At 69.9% G+C, this 16,142-nt stretch carries 21 protein-coding genes; 8 read left to right on the top strand and 13 right to left on the bottom strand.

What is annotated here, in order from left to right:
* Nucleotides 1-231 precede the first annotated feature (231 nt).
* Nucleotides 232-765: an NUDIX domain-containing protein gene (locus tag ACFVXH_RS36500; protein ID WP_074005475.1), complete on the top strand. Its 534-nt coding sequence runs from the start codon at nt 232-234 to the stop codon at nt 763-765.
* A gap of 370 nt (nt 766-1,135) precedes the next feature.
* On the opposite strand, the gene ACFVXH_RS36495 is transcribed toward ACFVXH_RS36500, so the two are convergent.
* The 7 genes from ACFVXH_RS36495 to ACFVXH_RS36465 form a co-directional block, all read right to left on the bottom strand.
* Nucleotides 1,136-2,257, bottom strand: coding sequence for a hypothetical protein (locus ACFVXH_RS36495; RefSeq protein ID WP_387830451.1), 1,122 nt, complete (start codon nt 2,255-2,257; stop codon nt 1,136-1,138).
* 9 nt (nt 2,258-2,266) lie between these two features.
* Nucleotides 2,267-2,941 (bottom strand): histidine phosphatase family protein, encoded by a 675-nt coding sequence (locus ACFVXH_RS36490; protein ID WP_387830449.1) that lies wholly within the window; start codon nt 2,939-2,941, stop codon nt 2,267-2,269.
* Nucleotides 2,942-2,951: 10 nt separating this feature from the next.
* Entirely contained in the window at nt 2,952-3,977 is a 1,026-nt protein-coding gene (locus tag ACFVXH_RS36485; protein ID WP_259316706.1) for a hypothetical protein, read from the bottom strand.
* Nucleotides 3,978-3,981: 4 nt separating this feature from the next.
* Nucleotides 3,982-4,815 (bottom strand): phosphotransferase, encoded by an 834-nt coding sequence (locus ACFVXH_RS36480; RefSeq protein ID WP_387830447.1) that lies wholly within the window; start codon nt 4,813-4,815, stop codon nt 3,982-3,984.
* A 151-nt stretch (nt 4,816-4,966) separates the two neighbouring features.
* A complete protein-coding gene (locus ACFVXH_RS36475; RefSeq protein ID WP_387830445.1) occupies nt 4,967-5,782 on the bottom strand; it encodes a helix-turn-helix domain-containing protein in 816 nt (271 codons plus the stop codon).
* Nucleotides 5,779-6,300 (bottom strand): DUF6879 family protein, encoded by a 522-nt coding sequence (locus ACFVXH_RS36470; protein WP_387830443.1) that lies wholly within the window; start codon nt 6,298-6,300, stop codon nt 5,779-5,781. The genes ACFVXH_RS36475 and ACFVXH_RS36470 overlap by 4 nt, the downstream gene beginning before the upstream one ends.
* Nucleotides 6,284-6,493 carry a hypothetical protein gene (locus ACFVXH_RS36465; protein ID WP_387830441.1) on the bottom strand — a complete coding sequence of 70 codons (210 nt, stop codon included), beginning with the start codon at nt 6,491-6,493 and terminating at the stop codon, nt 6,284-6,286. Before ACFVXH_RS36465 ends, ACFVXH_RS36470 begins: the two co-directional genes overlap by 17 nt.
* A gap of 480 nt (nt 6,494-6,973) precedes the next feature.
* Here ACFVXH_RS36465 and ACFVXH_RS36460 point away from each other — a divergent pair, with 480 nt between their 5' ends.
* The gene (locus tag ACFVXH_RS36460) at nt 6,974-7,477 is read left to right on the top strand and encodes a GNAT family N-acetyltransferase (RefSeq protein ID WP_049649944.1); all 504 of its coding nucleotides are present in this window, start codon (nt 6,974-6,976) and stop codon (nt 7,475-7,477) included.
* 53 nt (nt 7,478-7,530) lie between these two features.
* Here the strand turns inward: ACFVXH_RS36460 and ACFVXH_RS36455 are convergent, their stop codons facing one another.
* The 3 genes from ACFVXH_RS36455 to ACFVXH_RS36445 all read right to left on the bottom strand — a co-directional run bounded on the left by ACFVXH_RS36455 (nt 7,531) and on the right by ACFVXH_RS36445 (nt 8,893).
* Nucleotides 7,531-7,728: a DUF397 domain-containing protein gene (locus ACFVXH_RS36455; protein ID WP_387830439.1), complete on the bottom strand. Its 198-nt coding sequence runs from the start codon at nt 7,726-7,728 to the stop codon at nt 7,531-7,533.
* 71 nt (nt 7,729-7,799) lie between these two features.
* Nucleotides 7,800-7,997 carry a DUF397 domain-containing protein gene (locus ACFVXH_RS36450; RefSeq protein ID WP_387830437.1) on the bottom strand — a complete coding sequence of 66 codons (198 nt, stop codon included), beginning with the start codon at nt 7,995-7,997 and terminating at the stop codon, nt 7,800-7,802.
* Between the two features lie 2 nt (nt 7,998-7,999).
* Complete coding sequence (locus ACFVXH_RS36445; protein WP_387830435.1) at nt 8,000-8,893, bottom strand: helix-turn-helix domain-containing protein; 894 nt, start codon at nt 8,891-8,893, stop codon at nt 8,000-8,002.
* Between the two features lie 138 nt (nt 8,894-9,031).
* Here ACFVXH_RS36445 and ACFVXH_RS36440 point away from each other — a divergent pair, with 138 nt between their 5' ends.
* Entirely contained in the window at nt 9,032-9,400 is a 369-nt protein-coding gene (locus ACFVXH_RS36440; RefSeq protein WP_074005487.1) for an ATP-binding protein, read from the top strand.
* A complete protein-coding gene (locus ACFVXH_RS36435) occupies nt 9,397-9,639 on the top strand; it encodes a hypothetical protein (RefSeq protein WP_375876465.1) in 243 nt (80 codons plus the stop codon). The genes ACFVXH_RS36440 and ACFVXH_RS36435 overlap by 4 nt, the downstream gene beginning before the upstream one ends.
* Before the next feature lie 48 nt (nt 9,640-9,687).
* Here ACFVXH_RS36435 and ACFVXH_RS36430 read toward each other — a convergent pair whose 3' ends face one another.
* The gene (locus tag ACFVXH_RS36430; protein WP_387830433.1) at nt 9,688-10,281 is read right to left on the bottom strand and encodes a TetR/AcrR family transcriptional regulator; all 594 of its coding nucleotides are present in this window, start codon (nt 10,279-10,281) and stop codon (nt 9,688-9,690) included.
* A gap of 78 nt (nt 10,282-10,359) precedes the next feature.
* Between ACFVXH_RS36430 and ACFVXH_RS36425 the strand changes: the two genes are divergently transcribed.
* Together ACFVXH_RS36425 and ACFVXH_RS36420 are read left to right on the top strand one after the other, a co-directional pair.
* Nucleotides 10,360-11,865: an MBL fold metallo-hydrolase gene (locus ACFVXH_RS36425; protein WP_387830431.1), complete on the top strand. Its 1,506-nt coding sequence runs from the start codon at nt 10,360-10,362 to the stop codon at nt 11,863-11,865.
* A gap of 94 nt (nt 11,866-11,959) precedes the next feature.
* Nucleotides 11,960-12,487: a hypothetical protein gene (locus tag ACFVXH_RS36420; protein WP_387830429.1), complete on the top strand. Its 528-nt coding sequence runs from the start codon at nt 11,960-11,962 to the stop codon at nt 12,485-12,487.
* A 32-nt stretch (nt 12,488-12,519) separates the two neighbouring features.
* On the opposite strand, the gene ACFVXH_RS36415 is transcribed toward ACFVXH_RS36420, so the two are convergent.
* Nucleotides 12,520-13,071, bottom strand: coding sequence for an NIPSNAP family protein (locus ACFVXH_RS36415; RefSeq protein WP_387830427.1), 552 nt, complete (start codon nt 13,069-13,071; stop codon nt 12,520-12,522).
* Nucleotides 13,072-13,162: 91 nt separating this feature from the next.
* Here ACFVXH_RS36415 and ACFVXH_RS36410 point away from each other — a divergent pair, with 91 nt between their 5' ends.
* Nucleotides 13,163-14,092 carry a helix-turn-helix transcriptional regulator gene (locus ACFVXH_RS36410; protein ID WP_380782601.1) on the top strand — a complete coding sequence of 310 codons (930 nt, stop codon included), beginning with the start codon at nt 13,163-13,165 and terminating at the stop codon, nt 14,090-14,092.
* Between the two features lie 88 nt (nt 14,093-14,180).
* On the opposite strand, the gene ACFVXH_RS36405 is transcribed toward ACFVXH_RS36410, so the two are convergent.
* Nucleotides 14,181-15,659, bottom strand: a complete 1,479-nt coding sequence (locus ACFVXH_RS36405) for an MFS transporter (RefSeq protein WP_387830424.1) — start codon at nt 15,657-15,659, stop codon at nt 14,181-14,183.
* 77 nt (nt 15,660-15,736) lie between these two features.
* Between ACFVXH_RS36405 and ACFVXH_RS36400 the strand changes: the two genes are divergently transcribed.
* Nucleotides 15,737-16,132 (top strand): MarR family winged helix-turn-helix transcriptional regulator, encoded by a 396-nt coding sequence (locus ACFVXH_RS36400; protein WP_158077779.1) that lies wholly within the window; start codon nt 15,737-15,739, stop codon nt 16,130-16,132.
* Nucleotides 16,133-16,142: the final 10 nt, after the last annotated feature.

Below are 16,142 nucleotides of genomic sequence, written 5' to 3'. Positions count from 1 at the left end.
GTGGGGCCCCCCCGGAAGCGGCGACGGGGCTCCAACCTCATTGCGTGCGTAGGAAGTCGGCCCCGCCGACTTCCTACGCACGCTGTCCTCCCGATCGGTTTGGCGGCTCCTGGGCCCCACGGCTGCGAGCAAGGTGCCCCTATTCGTCAGTGTGACGCAACCGGGTTGGAAGCCGCTTGCCCAGCCTGCGGCGTCTGACATGCTGATGGTCCGTCGAGAGGGGTCGCAGCGATGCAGTGGAAGATCCACGGGGAACGTCCGATCTACGAGAACCCTTGGGTGAACCTGTGGTTGGCCGACGTCGAGCAGCCTGACGGGCGCCGCTGGGAGTACCACGTGGTCAAGCTGCGGCACCTGGCCGTGGCCGCCATCGTGAACAGCGAGAAGCAGGTCCTCATGATGTGGCGGCACCGCTTCATCACCGACACCTGGGCCTGGGAACTCCCGATGGGCCTGGTCGAGCCGGATGAGACCCCGGCGGAGGCTGCGGCCCGTGAAGCACTGGAGGAGACCGGCTGGAAGGTCTCGGACGTGAAGCCGCTGATCTACGCGCAGCCGGCGAACGGGATCACAGACTCGGAGCACTTCGTCTTCCGGGCCGACGCCGCGGAGTACGTGGGACCGCCGACCGAGCGCAACGAGTCCGACCGGATCGAGTGGATTCCGCTGTCCGATCTGCGCGGCATGATCAACCGTCGCGAGATCGTCAGCAGTGGCACGCTCGTGGGCGTGCTCCACCTGCTGCTGGACGAGGCTGGCCTTTGATCAGCCGGCCGCACTGGTGATCCGGTCGGCCAACGTCGCTACTGAGGCATTGGCCCGGTAGGGCCTGAGCAGGTGGCGGAACTCCTGGAGGTGGGCGACCACTCGGGGGGACTCGATCACTGCCGCGAGATCGGCGGCTTCCGTGGCGGTCGCGCACGCCAACTCGACCTGCCGCCCCTGAAACCCGCTCCTTGTTCCCACCGCTGACAAGTGATCCCGCTGTTTCCCACCCCCCGCCCCCGCACCCACCCCTCCGCCCCACCCCTCCGCCCCACCCCGCCCGCGTCGGGGCCCAACCCCATCGTGTGCGTGAGAAGTCGGCCAGGCCGACTTCTCACGCACACGATGGAGAGCCGCGGAAGCCCGCGTTCTACTCGTAGTGCCCTGCGCCGGAGGCCATCGCGTTGGCCACCGCGGGCTTGCGAGTGATCCATTCCGTGTCACCGGTCTCCACCGAGCGTCGTACGGCCTCAATGATCTCCTCGTCGACGTCCACGGGCTGGGCCAGGTACGCGCGCATGTAGTGCTTGAAGAGCGCCGGGAGCTGGTCCGGCCGGGTCACCGCCTTGGCCCGGAGGGAGAAGAGCGGGAGGAACCACGATTCGAAGCCTTCCCTGAGCGCTCGCGTGGATCGGTACGCCTCGTGCAGCGGTTGGAGACTCGCCATGTGGTCGTACGGGAGGTGGCCGTGGAGGGTGTACTGGAGGCGGGTGCCGTCGTGTTGGCGGAAGTGCCGGCCGTGGGCGGCGATGTGGTTGGCGGCGTTCTGGGTGATGGTCATGACGGCAACCTCTGCCCGGTGCCTTCGGGCTGCGGCGAGGACGGTGGTGTGGACGCCGACCCGTGGGTCGAGGACCAGACCGTCGAGGCCGAGGGGCGAGAGGTCGATGCCGTGGTCGCGGGTTCGGGAGAGGACCAGCCGCTCCGGGAGGTTGGCGGCGGTGTGCAGGAGGCGCCTGGGCTGCTGGCGGTGGTTGGCGTGGATGTCCGAGCGGTCGAGGACGGGGCGGTCCTTGGCGGGTTCGGCGACGAGCTGGAGACCGGTGCGGTTCAGGGTGTCGGTGCCGCCGCAGGCCTTGCAGGGGTGGCTGCCGCTGCCTGTCATGTGTCCGCAGGTGCGGCAGACGGGGACGGTCTCGGGGCTGATGGTCAGGGTGCCCGCGCGAAGGTTCGTCTCGATCATCTCCAGTGCGAGGGCGACGACTTCGGCGTCGGTATCGGTCGTGATCCCGCCGGACGGGGATCGACCGTGGCTGTATTTGGCTTCGATCAGGTCGGCTTCGAACCGCTGACGGGGGATCCTCGGTCCGGTGGCTTCGCGGTGGCGGAGGTCTCCGGCGAGGGTGACGGTGTTCCACAGGTGGGGCGCGGGCGGCGAGCCGAGGATGGCGTTGAGGGCGGCGGCCAGGTGGATGCCCACGGCCTTGCCGGGGCGGGTGTCGAAGGTGAAGGGGCCGTTCTGGACGGGCCCGTTGAGGAACAGGTGCCGCACAGGTGCCTCCTAGATCGGCGGGGTGGTGGTGCCCGTCCGGGTGAACCGGCCGCCCCGTAGCGCGTAGTGGAGGATCGCGGCGTTGGGCAGCTTGCCCTTTCGCTCCTCGGCGAGGATCTCGGGCAGCATGCGGGCTTCGAGCAGGGAACGGAGCGCCACCACGGTGGTCTGGTGGGTGAAGGCGATGACGGTGCGTGGTTCCTGGAGATCGGCCTGGGCGAGGGCGGCGAACTCGGCGGCCCGGTTGAGCACGCCCTCGGCGAGCGACTCCCCTCCGCTCGGCGCGGTCCAGACGTGTTTGCGCAGGCGGCGGTCCTCGGCGAGTTCGGGATAGCTGTCGTAGAGCTCGCGCTTGGTCATGTAGGTGGCGTCGCCGTAGTGCTGTTCGTCCAGGAGCGCGGTCTGCCGAGGCCACCCGTCGGGGAGGCCGGGCAGGGCGATCGCGGCGGTGTCGACCGCCCTGCGGTAGGTCGAGGTGTAGACGTGCGGTTCCGGGCCGGCGATCTGCGGTAGGACGCCGGCCAGCCACTGGGCCTGGCGGAAGCCGCGCGGGGTCAGGCCGACGACGGTGCGGGAGATGGTGTGTGCGGCGGCTCCGCTGTACGGGCGGGGGTCCTGGTAGAAGCCGCGGTACTTGTCGGCGTTCTCGACGGACTCGGCGTGCCGGATGACGAGCAGAGTCACGGTGCGGGTCCTATCCGGCGAGGTTGGCGACGTAGGAGCCGTTGACGGTCCAGGGGGTGAGTTCGATGCCGAAGCCGCTGTGATCGCCGTCCTGGGTGTGGACGAGCTTGCCGGACAGGTGCACGGTGTCGCCGGACCGGAAGGCACCGGTGTAGGCGCCGAGGTACGAGCGCATGTGGGTGATCCGGCGGGCGAAGGAGTCGGGCTCGTCGATGGTCGAGCTGAGGATGGTCCTGACCTTGATCCCGTAGACGGCCGGGGTGGTGAGGCCCTCGGTGTGGTCGGTGATCTTCGCGAGGAGGGAGATCTCGCCGATCTCCTTGGAGGACAGGCGGGCGAAGGTCCGGTCGTGGTCGGAGCGGAGGGGCTCGCAGTTGACGTGCGCGCCGGTCCCCGCGGTGAGCCCTTGGAGCTTGCGGCGTTCCTGCTTGATGAGCGTGTCGAAGGAACTGCCCTCCAGGTACTTGGCCCGGCGGAGGTACAGCCTGGTCAGGTCCTCGCCGTCGTACGGCCGGATCAGGTCGGTCCGCTGGAACAGTTCCTGGGCGGCCTGGTAGCCCTCCGGTCCGTAGCAGACGAGGTCGATGTCCGAGCGTTCGTTGAAGCAGCCGACGAGGAAGGAGCCCGTGACGCCGAGCAGACCCCGGGCGTCGGTCGAGGTGATCCACTCGGTGATCGCCAGGAGGTCCTTGCCCGCTGGGTTGTCGGCGACCGCGCCGGGCGCCTCGTGGATGGCGGCGAGGGCTTGGCGGCAGGGGTAGTGGACGGCCACGTCCTCGCGGGGGATGCCGGTGATGACGCAGCCGAGGGTGTCGGAGTAGACGTAGCACTCGGGCCGGCCGGCCAGGATGCCGAAGGACTTCGACACCACGCTGTTCTGCCGGTAGGTCCGGCCGAGGAGCCGGCGGTCGCCCTTCTCGTCGGGGTGGTACTTGACGTAACCGAGGTAGTGGCTGCCCGGGTGGCTGTCGCCGATGACCTTGAAGACGACCCCGTGGTGGTCCATCAGGTAGTCGCGGTCACGGACGGAGGGCAACGGACTACCGGTGTTCGGCGGTGAACCGTTCGAAGGTGGGGAAGGTGCCGGTGTCGATCGTGCCGGACGACTCATACTGATCGAGTCCCATCGTGAACAGGGCGCGGCGGTACTGCCACTTGGTGTGCTTGTCGTGCCGCGTGGGGTCGGTGGGTCGCATGAGTGCGAGGAAGAAGAAGCACTTGACGAGCAGGAAGTCGCCCAGGTGCTCGCTCACCCGCCGGCCGATCAGGGACGCGGTGGTCCCGTCGAGCGCGGAGATGTAGGCGGCGCGCTGTTCCGCGGTGATCGAGTAGCCCTTGTCGCCGCCCTTGAAGGCCACGATGTCGAGCGTGGGGTAGACGTCGTAGCCGAGCGGGACCGGGCCGTGGTGCTGCCAGTCGATGACCCCGGCCGGGAGGATGTTGGGCAGGCCGTAGTCCAAGTGCCCGTGCACCACGGGGAGTCGGGCCAGCCGGTCGAGGGCGCGGTCGACCGCGTCGTGGACTCGCGGGGTGTCGAAGTCCGGGTTCTCCGTGAGGACTTCGGTCGCGAAGGCCGCCTTCTCGAACCATGGTGTTGAGGGCAGGGGGTGGCGTGCCTGGGCCTGGAGCAGCTTCGAGGCGACAGCAGCCGCCGTGCTGATGACCTGGTCGCCGACGTGCCCGTCGCGGTTGGCGTGTGCCAGTGCCTCCTCGTGCAGCGAGGCTTTGCCGATGGCCCGTTCGATGACGAAGTAGCCTCCGTCGTCGGACCCACTGTCGACGATCTCCGGGACGGGGTAGCCCAGGGTGGCTGCCAGTTGCTGGAACTCGGCTTCCACCCGGAGGTCCTCGCCGCCGGTCCGCTTGTAGAACAAGCCATCTGCTGATCTCCAGACCGCGCCCCGGGTAGCCGTTCTGCCCTTCACGAACTCCCAGCCGATCACCTGGCCGTCCTCCCGTAGCGTTCCTGTGCTGTACGGCAAGCAACGTAGCGGTGGTCGGGGATTCCAGGGGAGCGATTTCCTGTTATCTCAAGAAATCATCCCGAATGCTTTCGACCAGGCCCCGCATCTCGCCCCCAGTGGCGGCCGCGCGTTCGAAGGCGTGAAACTTGAGCACATACTGTTCGATATCCTTCGGCTCGCTCGTGGTGATTTCCGCATGCGGAATCTCCACGATGACCAGGCGCGAATCGAACATGGCGAACGAGCAGGTAGGAAGTTGGGATTTCGGCGCGGGTAGGGGAACGATTCCGATGGTCACATTGGGTAGGCGTGACGCTGCCACAAGCCTGTCCAACTGTGCTGCCGTCATGAGGCGCGGAATGAGCTCCCATCTCAAGACGGGCTCGGTGATCAGGAAATGGAATCGTCGGGCCTGATCGAAGAGGACCTCCTGGCGGCGCAACCGGGCGCTGATCATCTTTTCCAGCGCTTCGTCTGTGAGCTCGGAATGCTGCTGGACCGCTCGAACGTATTCCGGCGTTTGAAGTAGGCCCGGAATGCAGGAGTGCTGGAAGACGCGGAGTTCCTGCGTCTGTGCCTCTATCGCCCGGATGTCCTCCTGGTGCTTGTGCAGGCCGGCGCGGCGAAGGATGCGCCAAGCGGTGGCCTCCGTGGCGACGGCACGTGCGGCCTCGGTCAGGTGGGACTTCGTGTCCTCGGGTACGCCAAGGGCTGCGAGGATGCGCTCCACATCGATGACGCTGGGGGCGAGACGACCGTTCTCGATCTTGCTCAGCTTACTCGGAGACATGGCAGCGCTGCGGGAAACCGCCTTGGCCTCCTTGCGGGCGGCCAGTCGCAGTTCCCGCAGCGCTTTTCCGAGATCTGTCCCTTTCACGCGCTTCCGTGCTGCTCCCACCACTCGGCGAACGGCGTGGCGTGGCTGAGGGCGAGGTCGCGGTACCCCAGCCACTTCTCGGGGGTCGGTTCCTCGTCGGCGCCGAGGAAGGATCCGCCGTCGCCGTAGCGCATGGTGACGATGGTGGACTCGTCGAAAGCCCAGAAATCGGGAACGCCGTCGAGCGGATTCGACTGCTCGGTGGTGTCGAGGATGAAGAACTCCTCGCCGGCGGTGGCGTTCTTGGTGTATCCCCAGCCGAGTTCGAACCGGAGGTAGGGGGTCAGCGGACGGGAGAGGATGTGGACCCGGTACATGCGCTTCCCGCTGATGGTATTCGCCCGGACCTCCTCCACCCATTCCTGGTTGTAGTCGCTCGGCTGCGGCTCACCGTTGAGGAACGAGCGGATGCTGTCCGCGTTCGACGATCCGCTGTAGTCGTCCAGCGTCTCCAGTCTGAATGCCTCCCGCTGAAACGTCGAGAAGAGGTTCTCGAAGTCTTCACCCGAGACACTCACTGGGGATCCTCCGAATCAGCGAAGCGGGAATGCGGACCGCGTCCTCTCCGGTGGGGAGCCGGAGCGTCGTCAGGGCCTCGGGGTCGTCCACGATGTGCCCCTGGATGATGAGATCACCCGTGCCGTCCACGGCGTACACCGTCGGGCAGGTGCCCTTCTCGCACTCCCCGGCAAGACGTGTCAGTTTCACCACGCTTCCCTTCCTAGGGTCCGGCGTCCTGTCTGATGCTGGCGAAGTCGTGACTTGCGGGTCAAGGCTTGGCAGTTGAGAGAACAGGAAACCGCTGCGAACTCACCGGATCGGGTGGCCTTTCGCCTGTGGCCTCTTGCGGGGAGCAAGAGGCCACAGGGTCGGGTGACGGCCCGTTCCCCGATGGTGCCCACACGGGCTGGCAGGACCTGGAATGCCCCTCGGCCCCGCAGCCGGCGGAGCCGCTTCGTGGGCCTCGTGCGTGGGAAGTCGGCCCTGTCGACTTCCCGCGCGAGGCTTTAGGCGGTTGTTGATTTGGGGGTGGGTGGGGAGATTGCTGGCGTCTTCGAGCGGTTCCGGGACCTGGCCGGGATCGATGCGGAAGGCGTGGAGACGAGCCTTGCGCCGGGGCGGCGGGATCGTCCGGTTGGCGGGGAGAAAACCAGGGGGACGGGCGCCGGCACGGTGCTACGGTCGGGCGCCATGAGCTGGCTACCCGATGACTTCGTCCACCCCGTCCACGTGCCGCTGCCCGGCGGGCGCCACCACCTGCGGCCGGTCCGGGAGGCGGACGCGCCGCTCGACTATCCGGCCGTCATGGGTTCGCGCGAGCGGCTGTGGACCGTCTTCGGTCCGGCCTGGGGCTGGCCCGCGGCCACCATGACCTTCGAGGCCAACCAGGCCGACCTGTTGCGGCACGAGAAGGAGATCGCCGCACACCAGTCGTTCAACTACGCGCTGCTCGACGAGGCGGAGACGGCCCTGCTCGGCTGCGTCTACATCGACCCGCCCGCGAAGGCCGGCGCCGACGGCGAGATCGCCTGGTGGGTGGTGGACGACCTGGTGGGCAGCGAGGTCGAGCGGGCCCTGGACGCGCTGGTGCCGCAGTGGATCGCCGCCGACTGGCCGTTCGAGCAGCCGCGCTTCCTCGGCCGGGGGATCTCGTGGACTGACTGGCTCGCCTTGTCCGCACACCCCGACGCGTGAGCTGACCCGGAGGCCCCGTGCCCCGGCCCGGCGCCGGGGCACGGAGAGGGGAGTCAGGCTTCGGTGAAGTGGTCGAACTCGCCGGCCTTGGCGCTGTGGAGCCAAGCGGCGAGCTTGGTGGGGGTGGTGGCGACGATGGTGGTGGGGTCGTCGGACTCGCGGATGTAGGCGCGGCCGTCGGCAGATGCGACTTCGATGCAGTTGGCCTGGTCGCCGCTGAAGCTCGACTTCTGCCAGTTGAGCTGTTCCATGCCCTACCTTCCCGGCGCTGCGTAACGGATGCCCGTGCCCCGGCCCGGCGCCGGGGCACGGGGGAGGAGGGTCAGGCTTCGGTGAGGTGGTCGAACTCGCCGGCCTTGGCGCTGTGGAGCCAGGCGGCGAGCTTGGTGGGGGTGGTGGCGACGATGGTGGTGGGGTCGTCGGACTCGCGGATGTAGACGAGGTCGCCAGCGGACGCGATTTCGACGCAGTCTGCCCTGTCGCCGCTGAAGCTCGACTTCTGCCAGTTGAGCTGGCTCATGACTACCTACCTTGAATCTTGTACCGAACGTGCTGGATCAAGCCCCACGAGTCGCGATGGGAAGGCGACGCGGGCGTGGCCGTGTTCAGAGGTGGCAGAGCCAGTCCCCTGAGTCGCTCGAACCTACGTCGGAATGCGGCCACGTCCTCAGGATCTCCCAAGAAGTCTGAATCATGTGGATGTTCCAGCAGAACCGAGTCAAGGCGTACGTGAGCCCCGTGCATCAGGACGAACGGGGTCTCACTCCGGGAGTAGGTGGTGCAGTCGAACGAGAGGATCTGGACCGTGACATGAGGCAGCCTGCTGACCTCGATGAGATGATTCAGCTGGTCGCGCATGATGGTTGGTCCCCCGTACATCATGTGCAGAGCTGCTTCATGGATAACAGCGTGGAAGGGTGGGGCGTTCTCGATGGTTAGTAGCTCCTGTCGGCGCTGACGGAACTCGACCCTCTTCTCCGCGTAGTCGTGGATGATCTCGCTGTAGGCCTTGGTCTGGAGCAGGCCGGGAATCAGGAGCGTCTGGTAACTGTCCAAGGCCGTCGCGCTCGCCTCTGCTTCGGCGAGATCGATCGCGGTGGGATGCACGTGAGGTTTGTAGTCGTTCCACCAGGCCGTCTTGGAGCCCTTGCTCATGGCTGCAAGGCCGGCTCGGTAGTCGGTGTCCGTGATCTCGCACAGATCAAGCCAGACATTCAATCGGTCAAGGTTGAGGCCCATCCGGCCGGATTCGATGTGGCTGACCGCTGGCCCCTTCACGCCAATCGCCTGTCCGACCTCCAGTGCCGAGCGCCCGGCGGCATCGCGCACACGGCGAAGCTCCTCGCCGAACCGGCGCTGACGTTCGCTGATCCCAGTCCTGAATGCCATCGGCGTGCCTTCCTCGCGGACCGTCACCTACGGACAGTGTAGATCCATGCGCAGAGCGTGTTGCCAACTTTGCCGAGAAGACCCTAAAGTTTCACTGCACTGCTCGCCGGATGAGGCGTCAGGTCTCTCCGTGCGTAGCTCATTTGAGCTGATGGGAGATTCCCCATGTGTGACCCCAACCTCAACTCCCCCTCCCTCACCGTGTCCCGCGAGGTGTTGCGCGACGCGATGGAGCGCGCCGGGTACCCCGACCCGGTCATCGGGGACGCCGAACTCGCGCTCATGGAGCTGGTCGTGAACGCGTGGCGGCACGGGCTGACGGCCTCGCCGGTCGTCACGGTCGTCTACTCCGGCAGCACCCTCCGCGTCACCGTCGCCGACCGCAGCTCGGAGCTGCCGAAGCATCAGAAGTTCGGTCTGCTCGCCGAGTCGGGGCGGGGGTTGCAGCTGATCGAGGGGCTCATGCACCGCTGGGGTGTCGAGCCGCAGAAGCTCGGGAAGCGGGTCTGGTTCGAGCTGGACCTGGTCGCGTGAACGCCCTCTATCCCATCCGGCCGGCCGATCCCGCGATCCGGCACCTCACCAGCCGGCAGATCGCCGGCCTGATCGTGGAACTCCGCGCCGAGGGGCGCGAGTTCGGCCTGCTCTGGCCGTCCGCCCAGCCCGGGGAGACCGTCCTGAACGGGCAGGTCCTGGTCTCGCTCGGCAATGTTCCGGCCAGCACTCTGATCAACCTGCTCGCGCTCGTCCGCGAGTTCAGGCAGTACCGGTAGCGGGCGCACGCGGGCTCCGTCCGTCGGACGGGGTCCGCGCCCGTGCGGTCAGTAGCCGGCCGTGAAGCCGGTGGCGAGGATGTCGAGCCTGGCCAGCAGGGCATCGGCGAGCGGGCGGTCCGCGCCGGCGGCGAGCCAGCGGCCGAGGGTCGTGATGTAGGTGTCGAACACCAGGTCGGCGACGGCCGCCGGGTCGAAGTCCGGCCGGATCTCGCCCCGTTCGGCTCCCCGGGTGGTGGCGGTGACGAACGCCTGCGGCGTCGTGGTGCCGAGGGCGAAGGCGGCGTGGAGGACTCCGCTGTCGTGCAGGTCCTTGGCCAGCGCGTACTCCCGCTCGTTGAGCTCCGCGAGGGTGCGCAGGGCGTCGGCGAGCGCATCGATGACGGAGTCGCCGGTGGATGCGCTCGCCTCGTCCTGCCGGTCCAGCACCTCGTGCCGCTGCTGGACCCAGGCGGTGACGAAGTCCTCCTTGCGGCGGAAGTGGTTGAAGGCCGTCTGGCGTCCCACGTCCGCGCGTTCGGCGATGTGGTCGTAGGTGGTGGCCGCGTACCCCTGGGTGGCGAACAGCTCCAGGGCTGCCGTCAGGAGCCGTTCCCGGGTCGCGGTGCGGCGCTGGTCGTGTCGGTTGGGAGGAGAGGTCACAAGGGGAGCGTACTTGAATCCATTGATGGACTGGAGTACATGTTGGTACTCCAGTCCAATCAGTGAGGAGGCCCACTCATGGCCGTCCCGTACACCCTCGGCCTGCACGAGATCGCCCCGGACACCTACGCCTACCTGCAGCCCAACGGCTCCTGGGGCCTGAGCAACGCCGGGCTGATCGCCTCCGGCGACGAGGCCCTGCTCGTCGACACCCTGTTCACCGTCCCGCAGACCCGCGAGCTGCTCGACGCCGTCGCGCGCGCCCTGCCGCACGTCACCATCGGCACGCTGGTCAACAGCCACAGCGACGGCGACCACTGGTGGGGCAACCAGCTCCTCCCGGACGTCGTGACCATCGCCTCCGAGTCCGCCGCGGCCGAGATGCGCGCCGACCACCTGCACGCGGTGGTCGCCGCGCCGGGTGACCTCCGGCTGCCGAAGGTCGTCCAGCGGATGCGGGAGACCTTCGACTTCGGCGGCATCACCCCGACCCCGCCGAACCGGACCTTCACCGGCGAGCTGGACGTGGCTGTCGGGCGGCGCACCGTCCGGCTGATCGAGGTCGGCCCCGCCCACACCCGGGGCGACATCCTGGTCCAACTGCCCGACACCGGTGTGCTGTTCGCCGGGGACCTGCTGTTCATCGGCGGCCACCCGGTGATCCACAGCGGCCCGATCGGCAACTGGATCGCCGTCTGCGACCGCATCCTCGGCCTGGACGTCGATACGATCGTGCCCGGGCACGGGCCGGTCGTCGGCAAGCCCGAGGTCCGCTCCTTCCGCGACTACCTGGAGCGGGTCCGCGACCATGCCGAGCGCACCCACCGGGCGGGCGTGCCGGTGCTGCGCGCCGCACGGGAGATGGACCTGATCGGCCTCGCCGACCTGGCCGACCCCGAGCGGCTGGTCCTCAACATCGGCGCCGTCCACCGCGAACTCAACGGCGACGGAACCCCGGGCGAGATGGAACTCCTGGGCCTCCTGGACGCGTACGAGCCCGCCCCGCTGCTGGCCCCGCGGGCCGGGGCCGAGGTCGCCGCCGAGGTCACCGCGCTGGCCGCGGGCCTGCCGGGCATCGTCCGGCAGCTGTTCCCGGCTGAGGGAGCCGGGCCGCTGGAGGGCTTCCCGGTGCCCAACGTGCTGGCCACCATCGGGCACCACCCCGACCTGCTGACCAGCCTGGCGCCGCTGCTCGCCCTGCTCAACCAGGGCACGATCCCGCCCCGCGAACGGGAGTTGGCCGTTCTGCGCACCGCAGACCGCACCGGTTCGACGTACGAGTGGCAGCACCACGTCCGGCTCGGCGGCCTCGCTGGGCTGAGCGGGCCCGAGATCGCCCGCGTCCCGGAGGGGCCGGACCACCCCGACTGGGCCGAGACCGACCGCGTCCTGCTGCGGGCCGTCGACGAGCTGCACGACGGCCACGCGCTCTCCCCGGCCACCTGGGAGGCGCTGGCGGACAGCTACTCCGCGCCGCGGCTGCTGGAGCTGCTGGCGCTGGTCGGGACGTACCGGATGGTGGCCGGAATCCTCAACTCCTGCCGGGTCCCCGTCGACGGCTGGCTCTCCGGGGCCGGCGCGTAGGGGCGGCAGCAGGAGCGGGCGCGTAGGGCACGTGCCCGGCGCGCGCAGGGAACGCGCACCCGCCGTTGTCCGTGCCCGCTCCTACGATCGCCGCATGCCCGACGCCTTCACCGTCCTGTGGACCCAGCCGACCTGCCGCGCCCTGCGCAAGGCCGGCCACGTGGGTGCCCGGCCCCCGGTCGCCTTCAGCGGGGTGCACACCTCGCTGCCCGCCTGGTCGGGGGCCAGGGCCGGGGACGAGGTGTACGCGCTGCACGTCAACCGGTGCGAGGTGTTCGTGGTGAGCCGGATGCGGGTGGTCGACCGGGAGCGGGGCGACTGCTGCGGCGCCGCCGCCGCGAGCTGGGACGACCCGGCGTTCCCCGGGCACGAGGCCTGGTCGATGCTCGGCGCCGGCGGCTGCGGCGCCTCGGCGGTGCACGTGGACGCGACGCCGGTGCGCTTCGACCGGCCGGTGCCGGGCGAGCTGCTGGAGCGGCTCACCTGGCGCAACCGCCGCAACCGGGCGCGGAACCTGAAGCACGTGGTGGACGGCCGCCTCGAACGGGCGGTCGGCCTCCAGGGGTTCTACCGCCTGGCACCGGAGTCGGCCGACGAGCTGGCGGGGCTCGTCGGCCCCTGACGGAGCGGGTGCGGCGGGGTGCGTCCGGCGGGCTACGGCGTGACGGGTTCCAGCCGAAGTCGCCGGGACGGCCAGGGGGCCGGCTCGGCGGGGCCGAACCAGACGCGGACGTCCTCGCCGGTGCGGACGGGCAGCCGGGGGAAGTCGTTCTCGGCGTGCTCGGTGCGGTGCAACGCGTGGGCCGGGAGCAGGTGTTCGGTGGCGAAGGCGTCGAAGGCGGCGGCGTCGGCCGGGTGGCAGACGGTGGCGAGGACCTCGCGGGCGCCCGCGGGCGGGGTGAAGCAGGGGCCGCGCAGCAGCAGGACGTCGTCGCTGTCGACCATGGTGGCGTTGGCCGCGTCGCGGTGCTCCCGCCAGACCGGGCCGCCGTAGAAGGCCTCCAGGGCGCGCCGCCGGCCGGCCATGTCGGGGAAGGCGCGCAGCCAGACGAAGCGGTCCGGGTCGTCCAGGTCGCGGAAGCGGCCGCCGACGGTGATGCCGACCGCCTGCTGGCCGGTCACGAACTCGCGCTCGAACAGCTCGATCAGGGTCTCCCGGGCGCCGGGGTGCAAGGTGTACCGGCGGAGTTCGACGACGGGGCTCATGCGGTGGCCGCCCCGGTGCGGGTGAAGTCGTTCATGGGCCGCAGCGTAGGAGCGCTCCCCTGACATCCCCTGTCAGTGGATACTGGGCGGCATGCGCGCGAGTCGGCTGGTGGCCCTGCTCCTGCTGCTCCAGAACCGGGGCCGGCTGACCGCCGAGCAGCTGGCGGCGGAGCTGGAGGTCTCCGTCCGCACGGTCTACCGGGACGTCCAGGCGCTCGCCGCCGCCGGTGTCCCGCTGTACGGCGACGCCGGGCACGCCGGCGGGTACCGGCTGGTCGACGGCTACCGGACCCGCCTCACCGGGCTGACCGCCGCCGAGGCCCAGGCCGCCTTCCTCGCCGCACTCCCGGGCGCCGCAGCCCAGTTGGGCCTGGGCGAGGCGCTCGCCGCCGCCCAGCTCAAGCTGCGGGCGGCCCTGCCGGCCGAGCTGCGCGAGCACGCCGGGCGGATCCAGGAGCGCTTCCTGCTCGACGCGCCCGGCTGGTACGGCGCGGCGGACGAGACCCCGCACCTGGCCGCCGTGGCCGCCGCGGTGTGGGAGCGGCGGGCGGTGGTGCTGCGGTACCGGCGCTGGCGGGCGCCGGAGGAGATCGAGCGGCGGGTGGAGCCGTACGGGCTGGTGCTGAAGGCGGGGCGCTGGTACCTGGTCGCCGCCGGGCCGACCGGGATGCGCACGTACCGGGTCGACCAGGTCGTCGAACTGCGCGAGCTGGACGAGGGGTTCGCGGTGCCGGATGGCTTCGGCCTGGGCGCGTACTGGGCGGACTACCTCGCCGACTTCCGGGCCCGGCTGCACACCGGGGAGGCGCTGCTCCGGCTCACCCCGGAGGGCGCCCGGCGCCTCGGGGTCGCCGCCGCGGCCGACGGCTGGACGGAGGCCCGGGTGCCGATCGAGTCGCTGGACCACGCGCACGGGGAGTTCCTGCGGCTGGGCGCCGACGTCGAGGTCCTGGAACCGGCCGAACTCCGCGCCCGCATCGCCGCAACGGTCCGGACCCTGGCCGCCCGCTACGGGGGGTGACCCCCGGGCCCGGACAGCGGAACGCCCGACCGGCGGGGGGCCGGTCGGGCGTTCCGGGGGGCCGGTTCGGCCCGGGGAGGGGGTGGTTTCAGGACTCCGTGGTCGCGGTCCGCCCGGCGGCACGGGTCAGCCGGTGCAGGCCCAGGGCGATGCAGGCGGCGAGGGCCGCGCAGATCACGACGGCGAGGAAGCCGTTGCCGACGCCGGTGGTCATGGCGTCCGGGGCGGTGGCGCCGGAGGCCAGCTCGCCGTCGGTGGAGGTGGCCAGGATGGTGCCGATCACCGCGATGCCGAGGGCGGCGCCGCTCTCGTTGAAGGTGTTCAGCAGGCCGGAGCCGACGCCGGACTCCTCGGGGAGCACGTGGGAGGTGCCGACCCCGTACAGCGGGACGAAGCAGGTGGGCAGGCCGGCCCCGATGACGGTCAGTGCGACGATGGCGACGACGGTGCTGGACGGTCCGGTGACCAGGACGGCGGCGCCGGCGATCTGGGTGAGTGCGCCGATCAGGTAGGTCAGGCCCGGGCCGACGGCGCCGATGAGGTTGGGCACGACGGAGGCGAAGACCAGCGCGGCCAGGCCCATGGGGAGCATGGAGAGGCCGGTGGCGAAGGCGCTCATGTCGTGCGCGCCCTGGAAGTAGTTGCTGGCCAGGTAGGAGCTGCCCATCATCACGATCGCGGCGAGCAGCAGCCCGAGGCTGCTGAGCCAGTAGGTGGGGATGCGCAGGAGGTGCAGCGGGAGCAGCGGGTCGGACTTGCCCAGTTCGGCCCGGGCGACGCCGGCGAGCAGGAGTACGGACAGGCCCATGCTGGCCCACGCGGTGACGGAGGTCATGCCGTCGTGCAGCCGGATCAGGCCGAAGGACAGGCAGGCCAGGCCGGCGGTGGCGAAGAAGGCGGTGGGCAGGCGCAGCGGGCGGCGGCCGTCGGCGCGCATGGCCGGCAGGCTGCGCAGGCCGATGATCCCGGAGGCGAGGCTGATCGGGATGTTGATCAGGAAGGCCCAGCGCCAGCTGACGGCCGAGACGACGAGCCCGCCGAGGACGGCGCCGAGGATGGCCCCGATCACGCCGAGGCCGCTCCAGGTGGCGAGGGCGGCCTTGCGCTGGTCCTCGTTCTGGTACACCGTCACCACGATCGACAGGGCGGCGGCGGAGAGCACCGCGGCTCCCAGGCCCTGGAGCACGCGGCCGGCGATCAGCAGTTCCTGGTTGCCGGCGAGGCCGCACAGGACGGACGCGACGGCGAAGGTGGTCAGGCCGGCCAGGAAGGACCGGCGCCGTCCGACGACGTCGGCGACGCGGCCGCCGAACAGCAGCAGGCTGCCGTACATGAGGATGTAGGCGCTGATCGTCCACTGGAGGGCGGTCTGGTCGGCGGGGAGCTCGGAGCCGATCGAGGGCAGCGCCACGTTCACGACCGTCGAGTCCAGCATGACCATCAGCTGGGCGACGCCGACGGCGGCCATCGGCATCCAGGAGGTCTTGGCGGGTTGCCGCTCCTGCCCCTGCTCGGTTCCTCGGTCGTTCTCCTGCTTGGCGTCCACGAGTGAGATTGCCTCAGTCATCGGTTCTCCTTTCCGGGGCAACAAGATACATGCGCATGAATCGACATGGAAGGGGGGTCGGATCTAGACTGCGGAGCGTGGCGAACACTCCTCTTGCCGATCGGTGGCTGTCCCTGGTGCGCGTCTGCGCGCAGATGAACCAGAGGATCGAGCACACCCTGTCCGACGAGTTCGACCTCTGCGTGACCGCGTACGAGATCATGGAGGTGCTGTGGGCGGAGGGGGACTGGGTCCGCCCGGGAGAGGTCAGTACCCGCACCTCGCGCAGCCAGCCCCAGGTCTCCCGGATGCTGACGCAGATGGTCGACGCGGAGTACGTGGACCGCAGGCCCTCCCCGGGCGACGGCCGCGGCTACCAGATCCGACTCACCGAAGCGGGGCGGGAGGTCTTCCGGCGGGCGGCCGCGACCGTCGACGGGGAACTGAAGCGGATCACCGACGAGAACGCCGACGCCCGGGTGTGGATGGCCTGAGCCCGGGGCG

The organism is Kitasatospora sp. NPDC058184, from assembly GCF_042883725.1.
In the GTDB taxonomy this organism is placed as follows: Bacteria; Actinomycetota; Actinomycetes; order Streptomycetales; family Streptomycetaceae; genus Kitasatospora.
This window is presented reverse-complemented; position numbering and strand designations above follow the sequence as displayed.

Bases quoted from the DNA above. Each gene is read 5' to 3' on its own strand.
- ACFVXH_RS36410 (WP_380782601.1), top strand. From the start codon at position 13,163: ATGCGCGCGAGTCGGCTGGTGGCCCTGCTCCTGCTGCTCCAGAACCGG.
- ACFVXH_RS36500 (WP_074005475.1), top strand. From the start codon at position 232: ATGCAGTGGAAGATCCACGGGGAACGTCCGATCTACGAGAACCCTTGG.
- ACFVXH_RS36450 (WP_387830437.1), bottom strand. From the start codon at position 7,997: ATGAGCCAGCTCAACTGGCAGAAGTCGAGCTTCAGCGGCGACAGGGCA.
- ACFVXH_RS36420 (WP_387830429.1), top strand. From the start codon at position 11,960: ATGCCCGACGCCTTCACCGTCCTGTGGACCCAGCCGACCTGCCGCGCC.
- ACFVXH_RS36440 (WP_074005487.1), top strand. From the start codon at position 9,032: ATGTGTGACCCCAACCTCAACTCCCCCTCCCTCACCGTGTCCCGCGAG.
- ACFVXH_RS36405 (WP_387830424.1), bottom strand. From the start codon at position 15,659: ATGACTGAGGCAATCTCACTCGTGGACGCCAAGCAGGAGAACGACCGA.
- ACFVXH_RS36425 (WP_387830431.1), top strand. From the start codon at position 10,360: ATGGCCGTCCCGTACACCCTCGGCCTGCACGAGATCGCCCCGGACACC.
- ACFVXH_RS36455 (WP_387830439.1), bottom strand. From the start codon at position 7,728: ATGGAACAGCTCAACTGGCAGAAGTCGAGCTTCAGCGGCGACCAGGCC.
- ACFVXH_RS36415 (WP_387830427.1), bottom strand. From the start codon at position 13,071: ATGAGCCCCGTCGTCGAACTCCGCCGGTACACCTTGCACCCCGGCGCC.
- ACFVXH_RS36460 (WP_049649944.1), top strand. From the start codon at position 6,974: ATGAGCTGGCTACCCGATGACTTCGTCCACCCCGTCCACGTGCCGCTG.